Annotated in this window: 14 protein-coding genes; 5 read left to right on the top strand and 9 right to left on the bottom strand. The window is 72.9% G+C overall.

What is annotated here, in order from left to right; translation table 11 throughout:
* Positions 1-440: 440 nt before the first annotated feature.
* A complete protein-coding gene (gene ppdK, locus MTP10_RS16620) occupies positions 441-3,098 on the top strand; it encodes a pyruvate, phosphate dikinase (RefSeq protein ID WP_310710322.1) in 2,658 nt (885 codons plus the stop codon).
* Positions 3,099-3,134: 36 nt separating this feature from the next.
* Here the strand turns inward: ppdK and MTP10_RS16615 are convergent, their stop codons facing one another.
* On the bottom strand, positions 3,135-4,649 hold the full coding sequence (locus MTP10_RS16615; RefSeq protein WP_310710321.1) for a M48 family metallopeptidase: 1,515 nt from the start codon (positions 4,647-4,649) through the stop codon (positions 3,135-3,137).
* A gap of 81 nt (positions 4,650-4,730) precedes the next feature.
* Between MTP10_RS16615 and MTP10_RS16610 the strand changes: the two genes are divergently transcribed.
* Complete coding sequence (locus MTP10_RS16610) at positions 4,731-5,951, top strand: deoxyguanosinetriphosphate triphosphohydrolase (protein WP_310710319.1); 1,221 nt, start codon at positions 4,731-4,733, stop codon at positions 5,949-5,951.
* A 47-nt stretch (positions 5,952-5,998) separates the two neighbouring features.
* Positions 5,999-7,168: an FAD-dependent oxidoreductase gene (locus MTP10_RS16605; protein WP_310710317.1), complete on the top strand. Its 1,170-nt coding sequence runs from the start codon at positions 5,999-6,001 to the stop codon at positions 7,166-7,168.
* Between the two features lie 54 nt (positions 7,169-7,222).
* Here MTP10_RS16605 and MTP10_RS16600 read toward each other — a convergent pair whose 3' ends face one another.
* Positions 7,223-8,086 carry a M23 family metallopeptidase gene (locus MTP10_RS16600; protein WP_310710539.1) on the bottom strand — a complete coding sequence of 288 codons (864 nt, stop codon included), beginning with the start codon at positions 8,084-8,086 and terminating at the stop codon, positions 7,223-7,225.
* 197 nt (positions 8,087-8,283) lie between these two features.
* Here MTP10_RS16600 and dnaG point away from each other — a divergent pair, with 197 nt between their 5' ends.
* Positions 8,284-11,103 carry a DNA primase gene (dnaG, locus tag MTP10_RS16595; protein WP_310710316.1) on the top strand — a complete coding sequence of 940 codons (2,820 nt, stop codon included), beginning with the start codon at positions 8,284-8,286 and terminating at the stop codon, positions 11,101-11,103.
* Positions 11,104-11,462: 359 nt separating this feature from the next.
* Positions 11,463-12,566 carry an RNA polymerase sigma factor RpoD gene (rpoD, locus tag MTP10_RS16590; protein ID WP_397204616.1) on the top strand — a complete coding sequence of 368 codons (1,104 nt, stop codon included), beginning with the start codon at positions 11,463-11,465 and terminating at the stop codon, positions 12,564-12,566.
* A 62-nt stretch (positions 12,567-12,628) separates the two neighbouring features.
* On the opposite strand, the gene MTP10_RS16585 is transcribed toward rpoD, so the two are convergent.
* From MTP10_RS16585 to MTP10_RS16555, 7 genes are read right to left on the bottom strand one after another with little or no spacing between them, the layout of a single operon-like run.
* Entirely contained in the window at positions 12,629-13,471 is an 843-nt protein-coding gene (locus tag MTP10_RS16585; protein WP_310710314.1) for a glutamate ABC transporter substrate-binding protein, read from the bottom strand.
* On the bottom strand, positions 13,468-14,901 hold the full coding sequence (locus tag MTP10_RS16580; RefSeq protein WP_310710312.1) for a hypothetical protein: 1,434 nt from the start codon (positions 14,899-14,901) through the stop codon (positions 13,468-13,470). The genes MTP10_RS16585 and MTP10_RS16580 overlap by 4 nt, the downstream gene beginning before the upstream one ends.
* The gene (locus tag MTP10_RS16575) at positions 14,898-15,545 is read right to left on the bottom strand and encodes an FHA domain-containing protein (RefSeq protein WP_310710310.1); all 648 of its coding nucleotides are present in this window, start codon (positions 15,543-15,545) and stop codon (positions 14,898-14,900) included. The genes MTP10_RS16580 and MTP10_RS16575 overlap by 4 nt, the downstream gene beginning before the upstream one ends.
* Positions 15,545-16,837 carry a VWA domain-containing protein gene (locus MTP10_RS16570; protein WP_310710309.1) on the bottom strand — a complete coding sequence of 431 codons (1,293 nt, stop codon included), beginning with the start codon at positions 16,835-16,837 and terminating at the stop codon, positions 15,545-15,547. The genes MTP10_RS16575 and MTP10_RS16570 overlap by 1 nt, the downstream gene beginning before the upstream one ends.
* Entirely contained in the window at positions 16,830-17,675 is an 846-nt protein-coding gene (locus tag MTP10_RS16565) for a protein phosphatase 2C domain-containing protein (protein ID WP_310710307.1), read from the bottom strand. The genes MTP10_RS16570 and MTP10_RS16565 overlap by 8 nt, the downstream gene beginning before the upstream one ends.
* The gene (locus MTP10_RS16560; RefSeq protein WP_310710305.1) at positions 17,666-19,849 is read right to left on the bottom strand and encodes a tetratricopeptide repeat protein; all 2,184 of its coding nucleotides are present in this window, start codon (positions 19,847-19,849) and stop codon (positions 17,666-17,668) included. Before MTP10_RS16560 ends, MTP10_RS16565 begins: the two co-directional genes overlap by 10 nt.
* Positions 19,846-21,051: a hypothetical protein gene (locus MTP10_RS16555; protein ID WP_310710303.1), complete on the bottom strand. Its 1,206-nt coding sequence runs from the start codon at positions 21,049-21,051 to the stop codon at positions 19,846-19,848. The genes MTP10_RS16560 and MTP10_RS16555 overlap by 4 nt, the downstream gene beginning before the upstream one ends.
* Between the last annotated feature and the right edge of the window lie 49 nt (positions 21,052-21,100).

The raw sequence follows: 21,100 nt of genomic DNA, 5'->3' as shown, positions 1-21,100 counted from the left end.
CCCGGCCGTTGCCGTCCCGAGCCACGGCAGGAGCCCGCGCCCGGCCCGCCGAAGGGCCCGCGCCCGGCCCGCCGAAGGGCCGATGTTCACTGACGGGCCCGTGACGTTCATCCGTGCGCTCGGCGGCCGCGGCGCCTCGACACGGTGAGCGCGCGCGCCGGCGCGTGGACCCTCCCGGCGGCCCGCTCGTGGAACAGCGTGAGGAGCGCGGCCATGAGCCTTCCCGCAGAGGATCACCTGATTCTGCACAGGCCCCCGGTCTTTCCCAAGAATTGGTGTAAACCACTGGTATAAACCAATTTCCCGATCAACGGAATATTAATTGGATTAGACCGGTGACACCCCTCCCATCAGGGGAAACGATGACTTAACCGATGAGTGCGGTTTCTTCATCATTCTCGCCGGTAGAGTCCCCGGCAGAGGCGTTGATTGGAGCTGTGGTGGCCAAGTACGTTTACGACTTCACCGAGGGCAACAGAAATCTCAAGGACCTTCTCGGCGGCAAGGGAGCGAACCTCGCCGAGATGACGAATCTGGGGCTGCCCGTGCCTCCCGGATTCACGATCACCACGGAGGCATGCCGGTACTACCTCGCCGAGGGCAAGGTGCCCGACGGCCTCGAGGAGGAGGTCGAGCGGCACCTGGACGAGCTGGAGCAGGCCATGGGCAGGAAGCTCGGCCAGACCGACGACCCGCTGCTCGTCAGCGTCCGCTCCGGCGCCAAGTTCTCCATGCCCGGCATGATGGAGACCGTCCTCAACATCGGCCTCAACGACGAGTCCGTCCACGGCCTGGCGAAGCAGGCCGGCGGCAACGAACGCTTCGCCTGGGACTCCTACCGGCGGCTCATCCAGATGTTCGGCAAGACCGTGCTCGGCATCGACGGCGCGCACTTCGAGGGGGCTCTCGACCGGCTCAAGGGCGACCGGGAGGACACCGACCTCGACGCGGGCGAGTTGCAGGGCCTCGTCGAGACGTTCAAGGGCATCGTCCACGAGCAGGCGGGCCGCGAGTTCCCCGCCGACCCCCGCGAGCAGATGCGCCTGGCCGTCATGGCCGTCTTCGACTCCTGGAACGCCCCCCGCGCCATCCTGTACCGCCGCCAGGAGCGCATCCCCGCCGACCTCGGCACCGCGGTCAACATCGTGGCCATGGTCTTCGGCAACTGCGGCAACGACTCCGGCACCGGCGTCGCCTTCACCCGCGACCCCGGCTCCGGCCAGCAGGGCGTCTACGGCGACTACCTGCAGAACGCGCAGGGCGAGGACGTCGTCGCCGGCATCCGCAACACGATCCCGCTGCAGGACCTGGAGCGCTTCGACAAGCGCTGTTACGACGAGCTGCTGGAGATCATGGCCACGCTCGAGAACCACTACCGGGACCTGTGCGACATCGAGTTCACCATCGAGCGCGGCAAGCTGTGGATGCTGCAGACCCGGGTCGGCAAGCGCACCGCCGCCGCCGCGTTCTGCATCGCCACCCAGCTCGTGGACCAGGGCCTGATCTCGATCGACGAGGCCGTCACCCGCGTCACCGGTGACCAGCTCGCCAAGCTCATGTTCCCGCGCTTCGACGCCGACGCCGCCAAGTCGCGCATCGCCAAGGGCATGAACGCCTCGCCCGGCGCGGCCGTCGGCAAGGCCGTCTTCTCCTCCGAGCGCGCCGTCGAGCTGGCCGGGCAGGGCGAGCACGTCATCCTCGTACGCCGCGAGACCAACCCCGACGACCTGTCCGGCATGATCGCCGCCCGGGGCATCCTCACCAGCCGCGGCGGCAAGACCTCGCACGCGGCCGTCGTCGCCCGCGGCATGGGCAAGACCTGCGTCTGCGGGGCCGAGGAGCTGGAGGTGTCGATCGAGGAGCGGCGGTTCGCCGCGCCCGGCGGCGTAACCGTCTCGGAGGGCGACGTCATCTCCATCGACGGCACGACCGGCGAGGTGTTCGCAGGGGAGGTGCCGGTGGTGGACTCACCGGTGGTCGAGTACTTCGAGGGCAAGGAGGCCGTACGCGAGGACGACTCGCTGGTGCGGGCCGTGGACCGGATCATGCGGCACGCCGACGAGAAGCGCCGACTCGGCGTGCGGGCCAACGCCGACACCCCCGAGGACGCGGCCAGGGCCCGCCGGTTCGGCGCCCAGGGCATCGGCCTGTGCCGCACCGAGCACATGTTCCTCGGCGAGCGGCGCCGGCTGGTCGAGGACCTCGTGCTCGCCTCCGGCGAGGAGGAGCGGCAGGCGGCGCTCGACGCGCTGGAGCCGTTGCAGCGCGCCGACTTCGCCGGGATCTTCCGGGCCATGGACGGCCTGCCGGTCACGATCCGCCTCATCGACCCGCCGCTGCACGAGTTCCTGCCCGACCTCACCGACCTGTCGGTCCGCGTGGCGCTCGCCGACGCGGGCGCGGGCGAGGCGTCGGACAAGGACCGCGCGCTGCTGACCGCGGTCAGGAGGCTGCACGAGCAGAACCCCATGCTGGGCCTGCGCGGCGTACGGCTCGGCCTGGTGATCCCCGGCCTGTTCGCCATGCAGGTACGGGCCATCGCCCAGGCCGCCAAGGAGGTGCCCGGAGCCCGGCCGGAGATCATGATCCCGCTCGTGGCCGCCGTGCAGGAGCTGGAGGCGGTCCGCGAGGAGGCGGCCGGCATCCTGGCCGAGGCCGGGGTGGACGCCCTCATCGGCACGATGATCGAGACGCCGCGGGCGGCGCTGACGGCCGGCCAGGTGGCCGAGGCCGCGCAGTTCTTCTCCTTCGGCACCAACGACCTGACGCAGATGACGTGGGGCTTCTCCCGCGACGACGTGGAGGCGGCGTTCTTCTCGCGCTACCTGGAGCTCGGCATGTTCGGCGTCTCCCCGTTCGAGACGCTCGACCGCGACGGGGTCGGCCGCCTGGTGCGGCTCGCCGCCGACGAGGGCCGCGCGGCCCGGCCGGGGCTCAAGCTCGGCATCTGCGGCGAGCACGGCGGCGACCCCGACTCGGTGCACTTCTGCCACGAGGCCGGGCTCGACTACGTGTCCTGCTCGCCGTTCCGCATCCCGGTCGCCCGCCTGGAGGCCGGGCGGGCCGCGCTCAGCCAGAACGACTCCGACACCCGCTGACGCGGGGCGGCCCGGGCAGAACCGCGCCCGGGCCGGTCAGGCGGGCAGGCCCGGCGCCGGCGCGGGCCGGTCCTCGTCGGGGACCGGCACGTAGTCGTGGCGCACCCCGTGGTCGCCCAGCCACTTGCGCAGCCCGGCCACGGCCGGCGGGTTGGCGGCCACCTGGGCCGCGTACTCGGCCAGCGCCACCTCCTCGCCGTCGTCGTACAGCAGCCGCGCCGGGCCCGACCAGGACAGCGTCCACCGGGCCTGGCCGTGCTCGATGAGCACGCCTTCCAGCGCCTGTCCGAGCACCCCGGCGAGCATCGTGGGGGAGGGGCTCCAGCCCAGCTCCGCCAGCCGCACCGCCAGCTCCTCCTGCCGGCCCCGGGCGATGGCCTCGAAGGCCGCGTCCAGGTACGGCCGGCCCGCCCCCACCACGCGCTGGCCCGCCACGGCCAGGTCGTGCAGCGCCTCGGCGTTGCGGGCGGCGAACATGCCGCGCTCCACGACCTCCTCCCACGAGGCCGGCCGCAGCGTCGTCAGCGCCTCCGGGGTCCACATCGACTGCTCCACGGCGTGCGCCGCCACGCCCGCGTCGCGCAGCAGCGTGAGCGCCGGCCGGGGGTCGGGCACGTGCGGCGGCTCGGGCAGCCGCTCGATCGCGGCCAGCCGATCCGCCAGGCTCGGGTGCGAGTCGTACGGCGAGGTCTCCTCCGGCCGCCCGGCGAGCCCGGCGACCTCCGCCTGCCGCGCCGGGTCGTTCATGAGCGCGTGGAAGCCGTTGAAGACGGACGCCGGGCGCAGGCCGCCCGCGCCCGTCAGCGACAGGTAGGTCTGCGCGTAGACGTCCCAGGCGGCGGCCGTGCCGTGGATCTTGCGCAGCGCCTCGGACATGGCCGGCCGGCCGCCGATCGCCACGGCCATCTCGTCGGCCTCCAGCTCCTGCCGCCGGGAGACGCCCTGCGAGATCCTCAGGTAGAGCTTCGCGTACGCGGTGAACAGCCGCTGGATCAGCGGGTGGCCGTTCAGCCCCTGCACGGTGGCGATGAGCGACACCCTGCCGCGGTAGATAGGCGCGCCGAGGCGGGTGTGGGCGCCGCTGTAGTGGCCCAGCTCGTGCCCGAGCACGGCCCGCATCTCGTCGACGGTCAGCGTCTGCAGCAGCGGCAGGCCGATGAACATGCGCCGCCTGACCGCCCTCAGGCCGAGGAAGCGGGTGTCCTCGGACACGGCCGCGTTCACCTCGGGCACCAGGCGGATCTCAGCGGGCGGGGCGGTGCGCACCCGCTGGGCCAGGTCCTCGACCGTCTGCCAGAGCACCGGCTCCTGCTCGCGGGTCACCGAGACGCCCGGCTCCTCGCCGCCCTTCAGCCGGCTGACCATGATGAGGGCGCGGACGAGCGCCCCGGCGGCCAGGGTCAGGACGATCGCCGCCTTCAACGTGTTGACGTGGAAGTCGACGATGAGCATCACGTCGAGGAGCACGGCAGCCCCGACGATCAGGCCGACCAGCACGTAGAACCCTGCGAGCAGGGTGAAGGCCAGCACGGCACGGAACGCAGTGGTCATGGGGGAGGGCTCCCGGGGAAGGGGGTTCTCGCGAAACTTGACACTAGCGGAGTCCGGAAAGTGGATAAAATCACTGCACTTATGACCCGCTACGACGACCACGACCAGGCACGCTGGGTGCCCGAGCCGCCCGGCAACCCCGAGCGTGGCTCGTTCGAGCGTGACCGGGCCAGGGTCCTGCACAGCTCCGCGCTGCGCCGCCTGGCCGCGAAGACCCAGGTGGTGGGGCCGTTCGAGGTCGTCGGCGCCGGTCAGCACATCCCGCGCACCCGCCTGACCCACTCGCTGGAGTGCGGGCAGGTCGGCAGGGAGATGGGCGCCGTCCTCGGCGTCGACCCCGACCTGGTGGAGACCGCCTGCCTGGCCCACGACCTCGGGCACCCGCCGTTCGGCCACAACGGCGAGGTCGCGCTCAACGAGCTGGCCGCCGGCTGCGGCGGCTTCGAGGGCAACGCACAGAGCCTGCGGCTGCTCACCCGTCTCGAAGCCAAGGTCCTCACCGAGGACGGCCGCAGCGCCGGTCTCAACCTCACCAGGGCCGCCCTGGACGCCGCCACCAAGTACCCGTGGCCCCGTGAGGTGTCGCCGAAGTTCGGCGTCTACGACGACGACATGCCCGTGTTCGAGTGGATCAGGGACGGCGCGCCGCCCGGCCGGGTCAGCTTCGAGGCGCAGATCATGGACTGGGCCGACGACGTCGCCTACTCCGTCCACGACCTGGAGGACGCGCTGCACTCCGGTCACGTCACCCCCGAGGCGCTGCGCTCGCCCGAGGAGCGCCGGCAGGTGTGCGAGCTGGCCCGCGCCTGGTACGCCCCCGACGCCGACTGCGCCGAGCTGGAGGAGGCGTTCGGCCGCCTGATCGCCGACCCGCTCTGGCCGCGCGGCTTCGCCGCCACCTTCGCCGACCTGGCCGGGCTCAAGGCCCTCACGAGCGGCCTCATCGGCAGGTTCTGCCGCTCCGCGCAGACCGCCACCAAGGAGGCGTACGGCATGCGCCACCGGGTGGACCTCATCGTGCCCCGCTCCACCCAACTGGAGTGCGCCGTGCTCAAGGGCGTCACCGCCCACTACGTGATGACCACCGAGGACCACCACGCCAACCAGGCCAGGCAGCGCGAGCTCATCGCCGAGCTGGCCGTGCTCATCACGCTCGGCGCGCCGAACACCCTGGAGCCCGCCTTCCGGGCCTCCTTCCTCGCCGCGTCCGGCGACGCGGCCCGCACCCGCGTGGTGATCGACCAGATCGCCTCGCTCACCGACACCGCCGCCGTCGCCTGGCACCGGCGCCTGTCCGGCTGACCGCGTTTCCCTTCCAGGATCACGGCCGGGGGGCGGATACTGCGGCCATGGCCACCTATCTGATCGTCGGCGCCGGCCTCGCGGGGGCGAAGGCCGCGCAGACGTTGCGCGAGGAGGGCTTCGACGGCGACATCGTCCTCGTCGGAGCCGAGAACGAGCGCCCCTACGAGCGCCCGCCCCTGTCCAAGGACTACCTGCAGGGCAAGAGCGAGCGAGAGAAGATCTACGTCCATCCCCAGGACTGGTACGCCGGCAACGGGGTCGAGCTCCTGCTCGGCACCCCGGTCACCCGGATCGAGCCCGCCGACCACGCCGTCACGCTCGCCGGCGGCTCCCGCAGGCCGTACGACAAGCTGCTGCTGGCGACCGGGGCGACGCCGAAGCGGCTGCCCGGCCCCGCGGTCTACCTGCGCACCGCCGGGGACAGCGACGCGCTCAAGCGGCGCCTCGCCGAGATCGGCGGCGGCTCCGGCCGGGTCGTCGTCGTGGGCGCCGGCTGGATCGGCCTGGAGACCGCCGCCGCGGCCCGCCTGGCCGGCTGCGAGGTCACCGTGGTGGAGCCGGAGCCCACGCCGCTGCACCGCGTGCTCGGGCCCGAGCTGGGCGAGGTGTTCGCCGGGCTGCACCGCCGCAACGGCGTCGACCTGCGCCTCGGCACGGGCGCCGCGGAGATCACCGAGGAGGGCGTGCGCCTCACCACCGGCGAGCGGCTGGCCGCCGATCTCGTGGTGGCGGGCATCGGCGTCGCCCCCGAGGTGGGGCTCGCCCGCGAGGCCGGGCTGGAGGTCGGCCGCGGCGTCCTCACCGACGCCTCGCTGCGCACCTCCCACCCCGACGTGTACGCCGCCGGGGACGTCGCGGAGCCGTTCAACCCCCTGTACGGCCGGCGCCTGCACGTGGAGCACTGGGCCAACGCGCTCAACGGCGGCCCCGCCGCCGCCCGCGCCATGCTCGGCCAGGAGGTCGTCTACGACCGCGTGCCGTACTTCTTCACCGACCAGTTCGACCTCGGCATGGAGTTCTCCGGCGACACCACGGGCTACGACGAGGTCGTCCACAGCGGGTCCGTGGACGACCTGGAGTTCGTCGCGTACTGGCTGCGCGAGGGGCGCGTGGTGGCCGGCATGAACGTCAACGTCTGGGACGTCGTGGGCGGCATCCAGGACCGCATCCGCTCCGGCGACGTCGTCGACCCCAAGGAGCTCACCTCGGGCTGACGGCCGCCGCCGGAGAACGGCCCGAGCCGGATGACGCTCGGGCCGGTGGACGGCTCAGGTCGGGTTGACCGTGATCGTGATCACCGGGTCCGGCGTCGCCCGCGGCTCCCGCTTCTTGCGCGGCTCCTTCTTGGAGGCGCACTGCACCTGGCACCGGGGCGTCTCGCCGAGCCGGGCCCGCGTGGCGAGCGTCTCCTCGCGCGGCGACAGCGTCCTGTTGCCGGACAGCCACGCGTCGAGGTACCGCCACGGGTTCACCATGCCCCGGCGCACCCACCAGGACGACGGGCCGGTCTTCCACGAGATCGCGAAGTACAGGTTCGGCCCGGTGGCGCGGGCGTTGCCCGTCGTGCCGACCCGGCCCAGCGCCTGCCCGGCCGCCACCCGCACCCCGGGCCGGATCCCGGCGGTGACCGAGTCCAGGTGGCCGCCCAGGTAGCGGACGCCGTCGTCGCCGACGACCGTGACGAACCTGCCCTCGCGGTCGGCGCCCCGGTCGGTGGCCGCGCTCCAGCGGTTCGCGGTGTTCACCTCGTCCACGACGCCGTTCACGGGGGAGACGAACGTGCAGCCCTTGCCCGTCCAGATCGTCGTCTTCGGCAGCACGAGGAGCTGCCGCTGGTAGCTGACCTGGCAGCCGGTCACCGGGAAGGCGTAGGTGTAGTCGGACAGCCGGGGCGGCGGCACCTTGGTGGGCGACTTGCCCGAGGGCGGCTCGACGGACGCCTGCCGCGAGGCGCCCGGGTCGGGGATGGTCGCGGTGACGAGGGGTGTCGCCCCGGTCGCCGCCGGCGGCGACACGGTCTCGGGCGACTGGGCGCTGACCCCTTCCACCCCGGTCGTCGTCTGGGCGCAGGCGCCGCTCAGCAGCAGGGCGGCCGCCACGGCCACCCATCGTCCCAGATGCCCCGATCGCATGATCTCCACCCGCGTCACCGTATCCAGCCCGAGCTTTACCTTTGTAGCCGACGTGGACAACAGGGTGGACACGTTTTCCGCTTTCCGGGCCCTGAAGTGACAACACCCTTCCCATCACCTCAAACCGGACACTCCAGCGGGTCCGTCCGCGGCCACCGGGTGGGGGTCTGTCCGCCGGCCGCAATAGACTCACCGGCGTGGCTGGCCGCATCCGTGACGTCGACATCGCGCTCGTACGCGAGCGATCCCCCATCGCCGACGTGATCGGCGAGCACATCCAGTTGCGCAACGCCGGCGGCGGCAACCTCAAGGGCCTCTGCCCCTTCCACGACGAGAAGTCCCCGTCCTTCAACGTCACCCCCGAGCGCGGCATGTACTTCTGCCTCGCCGCCGAGACGCGGGTCCTGACGTGGGACGGCGTGCGCCCCATCGCGGAGCTCGCCGGAGCTGTGCACCGCGTGCTCGCCGCCGACGGCACCTGGGTGGACGCCCCGTTCAGGTCCTTCGGCGTGCAACCGCTCATGCGGCTCGTGCTCAGCAGGAACGGCCAGAAGAAGGAGATCTTCGCCACTCCCGAGCACCGCTGGTTCGTCAGGTCGGGCCGCAGGCAGGACAAGCGTGCCGAGGTCGTCACCAAGGACCTGAGGTCCGGACAGCGTCTCGTCTCGGTCTTCCCCGCGACGCGCACCAAGCGCACGACACCGTCGCCGTTCGGCATCGCACACGGGATCACGTTCGGCGACGGCACACGGGCCGCCACCGGGAGCAGGGCCACCCTCGACAGCGTCAAGGACGCGCCGCTGCTGAGATGGTTCCCCCACAGCCTCGTGACCGAGGGCGGACCGGCGCGCCGGCCGCAGTTGCTCGTCCACCACCTGCCCCGGTTCTTCAAGGAGCCGCCCACGCTTGAGGAGTCGGTCTCCTACCTGTACGGCTGGCTCGCCGGTTACGTGGCGGCCGACGGTCACGTGGCCAAGGACGGCACCGTCATGCTCCACTGCGCGAGCCGTGAGACGCTGGAGTACGTTCGCGCGGTCTGCACCCGGCTCGGCATCGGCACCTACGGCGTGACCGAGCAGATCCGCACCGGCTTCCCGGGCAGGCGGCCCAGCTCGGTCTTCCGGATCCACTTCGTGAACGAGGACCTGACGGACGACTTCTTCCTGCTCGACGAGCACCGGGCGCGGTTCGCGGGCGCGTCCAAGGCGTTCGCGCGACGCGGCTGGGTGGTGGAGTCCGTCGAGGAGACCGGCCGTGTCGAGGAGGTCTTCTGCGCCACGGTCGAGCAGGGCCACGCGTTCGTCCTGGAGGACAACATCCTCACCGGCAACTGTTTCGGCTGCTCCGAGGGCGGGGACGTGATCACGTTCGTGGAGCGGATCGAGCACCTGTCGTTCGGGGAGGCGGTCGAGCGGCTGGCGCAGCGGGCCGGGATCCAGCTCCAGTACGAGCAGGGCGGGTACATGCCGCGGCGCGACCACGGCGAGCGGGCTCGGCTCATCGAGGCGCACCGCGCCGCCGCCGAGTTCTACGTCTCCAAGCTCATGAGCCCCGACGCGGCGCCCGGCCGGCGGTTCCTGTCGGAGCGCGGGTTCGAGCGGGCCGACGCCGAGCTGTTCGGGGTGGGCTACGCGCCCGCCGAGTGGGAGGCGCTGGCCCGCCACCTCATGGGGCGCGGGTTCACCGCCGAGGAGCTGGTCAAGGGCGGGCTGGCCAAGGAGGGCCGCCGGGGGCCGATCGACCGGTTCCGGGGGCGGCTGGTCTGGCCGATCCGCGACGCGACGGGTGACGTGATCGGGTTCGGCGCGCGCAAGCTGCTCGACTCCGACGACGGGCCGAAGTACCTCAACACGCCCGACTCGCCGCTGTACAAGAAGAGCCAGGTGCTCTACGGCATCGACCTGGCCAAGCGGGAGATCTCCAAGCGGTCCCAGGCGGTGATCGTCGAGGGCTACACCGACGTGATGGCCTGCCACCTGGCCGGGGTGCCGACGGCCGTGGCCACCTGCGGCACCTCGTTCGGCGAGGAGCACATCAAGATGCTGCGACGCTTCCTGCTCGACCAGGCCGAGTTCAGGGGCGAGGTCATCTTCACCTTCGACGGCGACGCCGCCGGCCAGAAGGCGGCCCTGCGGGCGTTCGCCGATGAGCAGAAGTTCGTCACGCAGACGTACGTGGCCGTGCAGGGCGACGGGCTCGACCCGTGTGACCTGCGCGTCAAGCAGGGCGACGCGGCCGTCCGCGACCTGATCGCCGGCCGTGAGCCGCTGTTCCAGTTCGCCATCCGCAGCACGATCAGCCGGTACGACCTGCGCAGCAACGAGGGCAAGATCGCGGCGCTCGACGCGGCGGCGCCCATCGTGGCCGGCATCAAGGACCCGGGCCTGCGCAAGCGCTACGCCATCGACCTCGACCGGTGGCTGGGGTTCATGGACGAGCGGTTCGTCATGCAGCGCATCGCCGAGGTGGGCAACGCCCAGTCGGGCCGGGGGCCCCATGGCGGTCGTGGTGGCGGCGGCCCGCGCGCGCCCCGGCCCGCGCCGGTGGACCCGCACACCCGGGGGGAGGCCGAGCTGCTCAAGCTGGCCGTGCAGCGGCCGGCGCTGCTCGGGCCGCGCTTCGACGCGCTCGACCCGCAGGCGTTCACCGTGGCCGACCACGTGACGCTGTGCCAGGTGATCGCGGCGGCGGGCGGCACGGCGGCGGCCGGTCACGGCGGGCGGGAGTGGGTGGACCGGCTGCTGGAGCACGCGCCGGACGAGGTGGCGCGGGTGCTGGTGACGCGGTTCGCGGTGGAGGCGATCCAGGCCGACTCGCACGTCGAGGAGCGCTACGGCGCGGCCATGCTGGCGGCCATCGAGGCCATCGCGGTCGACCGGGCCATCGCGCAGGTCAAGTCCCGCATCCAGCGGCTCAATCCGGTGGAGGAGCAGCAGGAGTACAACAGGCTGTTCGGTGAGCTGGTGGCATTGGAGCAGCAGCGGCGGGTGCTGAGGGAACGCGCGGCCGGAAGCTGAGTCCCCGCCCAAGAGGGACATTGCCGAGCTGTTGTACAGGAAAAATACTCGCGTCAGTCAGGTGGTCGTGCGCCGCGTCCGGCCGGGCCTCGCCTCCGGACCCGTCCGGGGACGTTCGGGCAGGCCGCGGCGGGAGCACCCACCCGATGGCCCGGCGGCCGCCCCGTTACCCGGTCGCGTAATTGACTTTTCTTTCCTGATCAAACTCCTGTCAAACCTTTAATAGATCTCGGTTTGGTAAGGGGAGACTCCTTACCTTCTGTGCCAAAAATGGGTCTGCCATTTTATGGAAGCAATACTGCAGACTGTCTCCCGTGGGTGCATCGGTGCTGCCAAGTGGGCCGCCATCGGTAGATCAGGTGGCGGATCTCGTCGCGAAAGGAAGAGAGCGCGGAAGCGTAACCGTCGATGACGTCGCAGCCGCGCTTGACCGATCCGAGTTGCCGTCCGACGCGCTGGAACGCGTCGTGCGGATGCTCGCCGAGAACGGTGTGGAGGTCCTTGAGCCCCAGGGTGACGAGGAGCCCTCCCGCCCCGATGAGGAAGACGTCGGCAAGCGCGCGCCGACCAGCGATCTGGTCCGCATCTATCTGCGGGAGATCGGCCGGGTGCCGCTGCTGACGGCTGAGGAGGAGGTGGAGCTCGCCAAGTCGATCGAGGCCGGTCTGTTCGCCGAGGACAAGCTCGGCAACGGGGCCTCACGCCTGGCCTTCCCGGAGTTCAGGGAGCTCGTGTGGCAGGGCACGAGGGCCAAGCAGCGCCTCATCGAGGCCAACCTCAGGCTCGTGGTGTCGATCGCCAAGCGGTACGTGGGGCGGGGGATGCTGTTCCTGGACCTGATCCAGGAGGGCAATCTCGGCCTGATCCGCGCGGTGGAGAAGTTCGACTACACCAAGGGCTACAAGTTCTCCACCTACGCCACGTGGTGGATCCGGCAGGCGATCACGAGGGCGATCGCCGACCAGGCACGCACGATCCGGATCCCCGTCCACATGGTGGAGACGATCAACAAGCTCGTCCGGGTGCAGCGCCAGCTCCACCAGGACCTCGGCCGCGAGCCCGTGCCCGAGGAGATCGCCAAGGAGATGGACCTCCCGGTGGACCGGGTGGTGGAGATCCAGCGCATCGCGCAGGAGCCGGTGTCGCTCCAGTCGCCGATCGGCGAGGAGGACTCCGACCTCGGCGACTTCATCGAGGACGCGGACGCGGTGGTGCCGATGGAGGCGGCCGCCTTCATCATGCTGCAGGACCAGCTCGACGACATCCTGGCGACGTTGTCGGACCGTGAGCAGCGCATCATCCAGCTCCGCTTCGGCCTGGCCGACGGGCATCCGCGCACGCTGGAGGAGGTGGGGAGGGAGTTCGGCGTCACCCGGGAGCGCATCCGGCAGATCGAGTCGAAGACCCTGGCCAAGCTCCGCCACCCGACACGGGCGCAGATGCTGCGGGACTACCTGGACTGACCGTTCCAGGCGTACGAGGGGCCCGGGGGTTCACCCCCGGGCCCCTCGTACGCGGGCCGGGTCTACGAGCAGCCCTCGAACTGGGGGACCGCCGGCGTGGACAGGTCGAGGCCGGCCCGCCCGAACCAGTCGTGCAGCAGCCGCGAGGCCGTCCCGTCCTGGTACATGGTGGTGATGGCCCGGTTGACCGCCTCGCAGCCCTCGACGTCGCTCTTGCGCATGCCCACGCCGGTCCGCTGCTCGTTGAACTGGGCGTTGGCCAGCCGCAGGCCGGAGCCGTCCTTGATGGCCAGACCGGCCAGGATGATGTCGTTGGTGGTGATGGCGTCCACGCGGTTCTGCTTGAGCGCCGCCAGGCACGCCGCGTAGTCGGGGAACGGCACGACCTGCGCCGCGACCTTGCGCTCCTCCACCACCCGCTGGGCGGCGTTCGAGCCCTTGACCTCGCAGATGCGCCGCCCCTTGAGGTCGCGGACGTTGCGGATGCCGCCGTCGTCGCCCCGGACCAGGATGTCCTGGTAGGAGATGTGGTACGGCCCGGCGAACAGCACCTTCTGCTTGCGGTCCATGCTGATCGTGTACGTGGCCAGCACGAGGTCGGCCTTGCCGGAGGTGATCGCCTTCTCGCGGTCGGCGGCGAGCACGGGCTCGAAGTCCACGCGCTTGCCGAGCTTGCCGGCGATGTAGCGGGCCACGTCGATGTCGAAGCCCTCGAACGTGCCGTCGGGCTTGCGGTAGCCGACGGAGGGCAGGTCGGGGCGCACCCCGATGACGATCGTGTCCGCGTCGAGGACCGACGTGTGCTCGGCCGCCGCGCAGCCGCCGGCGAGCAGGCCGGTCGCGGCCAGCAGGACGGCCGCCAGCCCGGCCCTGAGCACGGCCGGGCGCGGGAAGATCCGCTTCATCGGTACTCCTTCAGCCGGGGCCAGACGCCCGCCAGCACCAGCAGCGCGATGCCTCCGATCGCGAACGGGGCGAGCCTCCACAGGTCGTCCAGTGCCTGCTCGCCGTCGCCGATCTTCCGGTCGAAGGCCAGCTCGTGACCGCGTGACAGCGTCACCAGCGCGTCGTCGTAGGCGTCGAACGCCTGCCGGACCGGGCCGAGCCGGGCGGCGACGGCCGCGTCGGCCCGTCCTGAGGCGGCGAGGGACCGGAAGCCGGTGTCGGCCCGCTGGAACGCCTGGTAGGCGGCCAGCGCCCGCTCGCCGTCGGGGCCGTCGAGGCGGTTGCCCATGAGGCCGAGGTAGCCGCCGCCGGTGCCGGCCACCTTGGCGTGGTAGGCGTCGAGGTTGCCGGCCGGCAGGTAGAACACGGTCATGGCCTTGTCGAGGTAGGTGTGCTCGTAGGTGTCGGCCCGGACCTTGTCCAGCACGTAGCGGCTCTGGTCGCCCTGCATGCTGTTGCTGATCGCGCGGGCCCTGGCGACGTTGAGCACCGGGTCGAACCCCTGGCTCTTGGCGGCCCGCAGGTCCCGCTCGTCCTGGGCGAGCACGCTCGCCCCGGCCACCAGCGCGAGGGCCGTCACCAGGGTGGCGGCCAGCAGCGCGAGCCCGAACACCCGTCGGAAGCGCCGCGCCAGGTACACCTGGAGCCACACCAGGCAGGCCAGCGCCACCAGCCCGGTCACGATCACCACGCCGCGCAGCGCCGGCACGGTGACGCTCTTCTCGTCGTACGTGCGGCGCACGATCGTGCCGCTCTCCAGGGTCAGGTTGTACGCCTGGGGGAGCAGGACGAGCCGCATCAGGTCGGTGGCCTGCCGGTAGACCGCGACCACCTTGTCCGACGGGGCCCCGGCCGGGTGGCGGGCCTGGGAGTCGAGCAGCAGCGCCTGGCCGACCAGCCGCTCGTAGCGGCCGAGCCCGTCGAGCACCGACTGGACGGTCTTCCGCTCGGCCGGGTCGTCGCCGGACAGCTCGAACGCCTTCATCAGCGCGTCGTTGGCCTCGGAGCGGCGCTGGTCGTAGCGGGCGAGCGCCTGCTGACGCTCCTTGCCGTACTCCTGGCCCATGAGCAGCGCGTCGGCGATCTGCGCGTCCATGTCGCTGAGCCCGAAGTACAGGCCGGCGGTGGCGAGGACCTGGGGGCCGGCGTCGCGCCCGATGACGCGCAGCCCGTCGCGGGCGGCGGCGCTGCCGATCGCCAGCGACCCGAACATCAGCGCCAGGGCGGCGACGGTGACGCCGGTGATGACCCGGATCCGGCGGGGCACGCTGCGGCGCGTCGCCGGCCGGCCCGGCGACGGGACGGCCGGGACCTGGGCGGGGGTGACGGGGGCGGGCGGGGCGGACGGCGGCGGTAAGGGTGACGGTGGCGGCGCCTGGACGGTGGTCACGGCGTTCCCTCCCTGATGGTGATGACCGTCCACGCGCCCACGTGGATGCGGTCGCCCGCCCCCACGGGGACGGGCACGTTGACGGCGACGGGCTTGCCGTTGATCCGCGTGCCGTTGGCGGAGCCGGGGTCGACGAGCATCCACGACCCGTCCTGCTGCGCGAGCAGCACGGCGTGCAGGTGGGAGACCCCCGGGTCCTCGGGCGGCCCGGTCAGGTCGATCTCGGGCCTGGCGGGGCGGGTCCTGCTGCCGCGCCCGATGCGGACCTGGTCGCCGGCGAGCGGGAAGGAACGCTCCGGGCAGTACGGCGGGAAGGCGACGGCGTGGGCGTCCGGCCCGCCCTGGGCGACGACCTCCTCGTAGTAGGCGAGGTCGGCGCCCGTGACCGCCTCCCAGCGGGCCCCGACGACCTGGACGCGGGGCGGCGCGCTGCCGGAGTAGTCGTGGCCGCACACCTCGCAGTACTGGCCGGCGCGCGGCGTCCGGCACACCGGGCACTCCTCCACCGGTCCCTGCGCGGGCGCGGCCGGGTGGGCCGCGGGCGCGGGGATGCCGGCGGCGCCGGGGGAGACGGCCATCTGGGCCCCGCAGATGTCGCAGTAGTCGTCGGCGCCCGAAGCGTGACCCTGCGGGCAGGTGGCCATCAGGAGCCCTCCCCGCCCTGCCGCAGCCTGCTCGTGCGGACCGAGCCGGTGTCGAGCTCGATCTCGTCGGCCTTGTCCACGTTGCGGCGCAGCCGGGCGGTGCCGTCGTGCGGGTTCACCTCGACGACCTTGTCGAGCAGCCGCGCCGTGTCGGCGCGGCCCGACTCGGACGCGATCTGCCGGGCCTTGGCCAGGCGGGCCGTCGCGACGTCCACGTCGCCCGCGGCCCGCGCGCTCAGCCCCTCCTGGATCAGCTCGTGCAGCTCCGCCTGGCCGGTGTAGTGGGCGACCTTCCCGTTGATGCGGGTGGACTGGGCCAGGTCGTCGGTCCACTGGGCGAGCACGTTGCCGCTGGCCAGCACCTCCTGGGTGTCGGGGCGCAGCAGCTTGACCCAGCCCGCGCGGATCTCGGTGCCGATCTGGCCGGGCGGCACCTCGACGCACAGGTGGTACTCGCGCTCCTCCGCGCCCCAGGCGCCGGTGGGGTAGTCACCGGTCAGCGGGTTGACGTCGGTGCGCTTGCCGGTCAGGTCGAGCAGCGTGGGGGAGACCTGCTTGACGAACTTGAGCGTCGCGGTCTGCGGCACCCACACCCGGAACGCCAGCTCGGCCACGGTCTTGCTCATCGACTCCTGGGTGATCCGGCCGAAGAAGGCCGACAGGTCGCCCTGGTTCCTGACGAAGTCGAACGTGCCGAGCAGCGCGTCGGCCACCTTGCGCAGCTCGGCCGGCACCCAGTCGGAGCCCACGCCCAGGCTGTCGCACACGAACGCGCCCGAGCAGGCCGACAGGGCGCGGGCGAAGGCGTCGCTCGTCTCGTTGTTCTGCCCGTCGGTCATCAGCAGGGCGTGCCTGATCGCGTCGGGGTGCTGCATCAGCAGGTCGCGGGCCAGCAGCAGCCACTCGCCGATGGAGGTGCCGCCGTTGGCCGACAGCTTGCCGATGGCGGCCTGCGCCTCGGCCCGGGTGGCGCGCGTGGCCCGCACCAGCGTGCGGCCGCGCGGGTAGACCACGCGGGCCGAGTCGGTGCCGGCGACCACCGCGAAGTTCACGCCGTCGCGTAGCGACTGGACGGCGGTGGCGGCCGCCTGCCGCGCCTCGCGGATCTTGCCCCCGCTCATGGAGCCGGACGTGTCCACGATGATCACTTCCGCGGCCTCGGCCGGCACGGACGTCGTCGTCGTGACCGAGCCGGTGGAGGAGACGGTGAGGATGGCGTGGACCTCACGCCCGTCGAGCGGCAGGTACTTGTTCTGGTCGATCTGGAGCGTGAAGGCGGGCTGGTCACCCATGCTGTCCTCCTACGGGGATCAGGACGATGGTCACGTTGTCGTGGCCTCCGGAGCTCAGCGCGTGGCGCAGCAGCTCGCGGGCCAGGTCGAGGGGTGCGGCGGCGCCGGGGAAGGCGTAGCCGCCGAGGTAGCGCCACAGGCCGTCGCTGCAGATCAGCAGCAGCCCGGGGCCGGGCGGTTCGAGGACGCGGGTGCTCGCCTTCCAGTCACCGGCGTCGGCCCCGAGCCACGCGGTGATCTCGCCCGTGGAGATCGCGTGGTCGTCGGTCAGCCGTACTCCGGCCACCGGCCCGGCGGAGTCGTACGGGAGCCAGTAGGCGCGCGTGTCGCCCGCCCAGGCGAGCGTCGCCCGGCCGCCGGACACGACCGCGGAGACGTACGTGCAGGCCGGGGCGTCGTCGACGGAGGACGCCAGCTTGGCCACCGCCCGGCCCGCCAGCTCGAACGCCTCCGCCGAGCTCACCCCGCGCGCCAGGGCCGTGGCCGCCGTCTCCACCGCCAGCGCCGACGCCTCGTCGGCGCGCGGTGAGCTGCCCACGCCGTCGCACACCACCGCCACGGTGACGTCGCCGGCCTCCAGCAGCGCCATCGCGTCCTCGTTGCGCGCGCGGCGCAGCCCCTTGTGGGTCACCGCCGCCGCGCCGCCGGGGAGCGTGAGCTCCGCCTCGTCCCTGCCGGTCGGCTGGCGCAGCCCGCACCGCTCGCAGTAGCCCTCGGCGTCGACCGCCTGCGCCCCGCACGCGGCGCAGGCGGGGGCGTCGAGCGCGTGGCCGCACGCCTCGCAGAAGGAGTGGTCGGCCTGCACGGCGGCCTCGCAGACGGGGCACTTCACAGCCACGTCCGGGGGCGTACGGCGTTGGCGCGGTCGATGAGGTCGTGCCGTTCCTGCCGGGTGTCGGCCGCGACGGCCAGTCTGCGGAAGATGCCCTCCAGCCGTTGGCGCAGGCCCCGCTCGGTGAACGGCGCGCCCGCCACGGTGAGCTCGCCCGGACCGCCGCTCGCCCCCGCCCCTGTCGCGGCGGCCGGTGGCGCGCCCGAGGCGTGCAGCCACGCCAGGGCGGCCTGCAGCAGCTCGGCGGCCATCGACTCGCGGCGGCGCGGGTCGAGGTCGGTCAGGTCGTCCAGCCGGTCGGCCGCCGCCGCCAGCTCCTCGGGGCGCAGCGTCTCGGGCTGGTCGGCGCGGGCGACCGACGCCACCAGGGCGAGCTGTGCGGCCACCCGATGGGAGGAGGTGGCCGGCACCTCGTCCAGCACCCGCACCCGGCCGGCCCGGGCCAGCCCGAAGGCCGCGCTCACGTACGCGCGGTCGGTCCGCCACACGCTGTCGTACCAGGGGGCGGCGTCCTGGCCCGAGCACTCCACGGCGAAGGCGACGGCGAGCTTGGGCGCGCACTCGCCCGGCAGCGCCGAGAAGCACGCGTCGAAGAGTGGCACGGCCCGCTCGGCCCGCCCGAGCGCGAGCTCCAGCACCCCGCGGTACCAGGTGACCCGCCAGTCGCCGGGCAGCGCCCGCTCGGCGTCGTCGAGGGCCTGGGCGGCCCCCTCGGAGCCCTGCTCGGCGAGCAGCCGGGCCCGGGTGAGCCAGGTCTCCGGGGTCTGCTGCATCGCGGCGACCTGCGTCACGAGCTGGGCCGGGTCGCGCCCCACCAGGCCGGCCAGCGCGCCGGCCGCCGGGTCCTCGGGGTCGGCGAGCGGCACGGGCAGCGCCGTCGCCGCCGCGCGCGGGTCGAGCGGGTCGAACACCCGGGCGGCGTCCGCCGACAGCATCGCGCCGGCCGCCACCCGCTCAGGGCCGAACAGCGCGGAGGGCGCCGGGTACGGGCGGCCGTCCGCGATGGCGCTGACCTCGCGCAGCACGCCGACGAGCTGGGCCTCCATCTCCTCGGCGCTCTGGAACCGGGCGGCCGGGTCGGGGGCGGTGGCCCGGCGCAGCAGCCGGATGAACGACTCGGTGCCGAAGCTGCCGGGCAGCGGCGTCTCGACGCCGTTCCTGGCCGGGCTGAACGACGGGATGGCCATCACCGCCAGCGTCCGCCCCACCGTGTAGAGGTCGGAGGCCACCGACGCGGGCCGCGTGTCCAGCTCGGGCGCGTGGTAGCCGAGCGTGGCCCACGACGAGCCCGCCGGCGAGCCGGCGCGCTGGACCGCGCCCAGGTCGATGAGCCGGAGCCGCTTGCCGACCCGGATCACGTTGGCCGGCTTCAGGTCGCAGTAGACCAGGCCCTGCTCGTGCAGGTATGCGAACGCGCGCAGGATCTCCCGGCCGTACATGAGGGTCTCGCGCAGCGGCTGCGGGCCCTGGCGGCGCAGCTCGTGCAGCGACTGGCCGCCCACGTACTCCATCACGATGTAGCCGAGGCCGGCCGACCGCTGGAAGTTGAAGATCTTGACGATGTTGGGGTGGTCGACCGTGGTGAGGAAGCGCCGCTCGGCCTCGGCCGCCGCAAGCGCCTCGGCGTCGGCGGTGTTGAGCAGGCCCTTGAGCACCACCCAGCGGCCGTCGAGGTTCTCGTCGGCGGCCAGGTAGACCCAGCCGAGGCCGCCGTGGGCCAGGCAGCCCAGCACCCGGTACTGCCCGCCGACGAGGTCGCCCTTGCCCAGCTTCGGGGTGAACGAGAACTCGTGGCGGCAGTGCGGGCAGAACCCGGAGGTCAGTCCCGGCCGGCCGTCGCGGGAGCGGCCGATCGGCTTGCCGCAGCTCGGGTTGGAGCAGAAACGCTTGTCCTCCGGCACCTCCGGGTCGGCCATGACGGCCGCGGCCGGGTCCCGGTAGGGGACCGACGGGAGGTCGGCCAGCTCGGGCAGCGCGCCCCCGCGGGAGCGGCCGGTGCTGACCGGGCCCGTGAGCGGCCTGCTGGGAGCCGGTGCACCGAGGTCGGCCGGGCCGCCGGCGGGTGCGGAAGAACCCGCTAAGGGAGTGGCGGGCGCCCCGGTGGTTTCGGGGTGGCCGCACAGGTCGCAGTAACCGTCTTCGATCGTGCCCGTGCAACCGGGCTGCCGGCATCCGCTCATCGGCCACCTCCGTGGATAGCGCGCTGGTACAGGTCGACGGCCTCGGCCGCCCTCGTCAGGTCGCAGGGCGCGGTCCACAGCAGCAGCCGCGCCCGCTCGTGGAGCCGGGTCGCCTCCGGGTCCTCGGCCGTGCCCCGGCGCACCGCCATGGCCTGGCAGGCGCCGAGCCGGCCGCGCAGCTCGTCGCGCCGGCCGACCAGGCCGTACATCGCCGCCGCCGTGGCCCGAGCCTGCTCCGCGGCCTGCCGCGCCGCCTGCTCCAGGGCGGTGAGCCGGCGGGCCCGGACGAGCCAGTCGTCGGCGGAGGCGTCGAGCGCGGCCAGCTCGTCCCTCAGGGCGTCCACCCTGCTCGTCGGCGCGGCCCGCGGCGGCAGGGCGATCTTCACGACCACCGCGCCGTGGGCCAGCCTGGCCTCGCTCTCCGCGGCCCGGACCCGGTCGAGCGCGGCGGCCAGGTCTTCACGCCGCCGGCCGTACTCCCGTCTGGCCCGCAGCGCCTCCTCCAGGTCGGCCCGGTGGCCGGCGAGGAGGCGGTCGATCCGGTCGAGGTCGTGGGGGGCCGGCGGGGAGCCCAGGGGGTCCTCCAGGACGGCCGCCCGCATCCGCCCCAGCTCCTCCGCCACGCCCGCCGGTGCCGTGTCAGCCCGTGCCGTGTCCGCCTGGACGGCTCCCTCCGGCGCGTCCAGCTCGCGGCGGAGCGTGGTCACCTCGCGTAACAGCGCGCCGGCCGCGTCCAGCCGGGGCAGCGCCGCCGACCAGACGGCGTCGATGTCCGCCAGCGCGTCGGTGACCTCCTGGAAGGAGGCGTCCATGCGGGTGACAGCCTCGTCGAGGGTGAGCCGCTCGTCCACCTCGGGCAGCAGCGACCGCTGCTCGACGGGCTTGACCGCGGCCTTCAGCACCACCGAGCGGCCGGCCAGCAACTCCGTCAGCGCGGCGAGCTGGTCGGAGCCGAGCCGCCCGCGCGAGGCCCTGATCTGCTCCGCGTCGCGCAGCACGCCCCGGTAGGCGTCGTACAGCGTCCACAGCGCCGTCAGCGCGGCCTGGCCGGCCATCCAGCGGCGCTGGGTGAGGCCGCGCAGCGGGGCGCCCTTGAGCACCTGGTAGGTGGTGTGTGATTCGAGATCGAGCAGGTGCCCGGAGATGCGGTCGCGTTCGTCCGCCCGGGCGCGCAGCGCGTACTCGGCGCCTTCCCTGCTCATGGGTGGTCCCAGGCCCATCATGCTCCCCGTGAAGAGGGTCCCCGATGCC

The sequence above is a fragment of the Nonomuraea sp. 3-1Str genome, assembly GCF_031570565.1.
Lineage (GTDB): Bacteria > Actinomycetota > Actinomycetes > Streptosporangiales > Streptosporangiaceae > Nonomuraea.
The sequence above is the reverse complement of the archived record's forward strand: the minus strand, read 5'-3'. Positions and strand labels throughout refer to the sequence as shown.

What these genes read in the sequence shown, in the direction of transcription:
- MTP10_RS16585 (WP_310710314.1), bottom strand. Translation starts at nt 13,471, where the DNA reads ATGAAGCGGATCTTCCCGCGCCCGGCCGTGCTCAGGGCCGGGCTGGCG.
- MTP10_RS16615 (WP_310710321.1), bottom strand. Translation starts at nt 4,649, where the DNA reads ATGACCACTGCGTTCCGTGCCGTGCTGGCCTTCACCCTGCTCGCAGGG.
- MTP10_RS16610 (WP_310710319.1), top strand. Translation starts at nt 4,731, where the DNA reads ATGACCCGCTACGACGACCACGACCAGGCACGCTGGGTGCCCGAGCCG.
- MTP10_RS16560 (WP_310710305.1), bottom strand. Translation starts at nt 19,849, where the DNA reads ATGAGCGGATGCCGGCAGCCCGGTTGCACGGGCACGATCGAAGACGGT.
- MTP10_RS16575 (WP_310710310.1), bottom strand. Translation starts at nt 15,545, where the DNA reads ATGGCCACCTGCCCGCAGGGTCACGCTTCGGGCGCCGACGACTACTGC.
- MTP10_RS16605 (WP_310710317.1), top strand. Translation starts at nt 5,999, where the DNA reads ATGGCCACCTATCTGATCGTCGGCGCCGGCCTCGCGGGGGCGAAGGCC.
- MTP10_RS16555 (WP_310710303.1), bottom strand. Translation starts at nt 21,051, where the DNA reads ATGAGCAGGGAAGGCGCCGAGTACGCGCTGCGCGCCCGGGCGGACGAA.
- MTP10_RS16600 (WP_310710539.1), bottom strand. Translation starts at nt 8,086, where the DNA reads ATGCGATCGGGGCATCTGGGACGATGGGTGGCCGTGGCGGCCGCCCTG.
- MTP10_RS16570 (WP_310710309.1), bottom strand. Translation starts at nt 16,837, where the DNA reads ATGGGTGACCAGCCCGCCTTCACGCTCCAGATCGACCAGAACAAGTAC.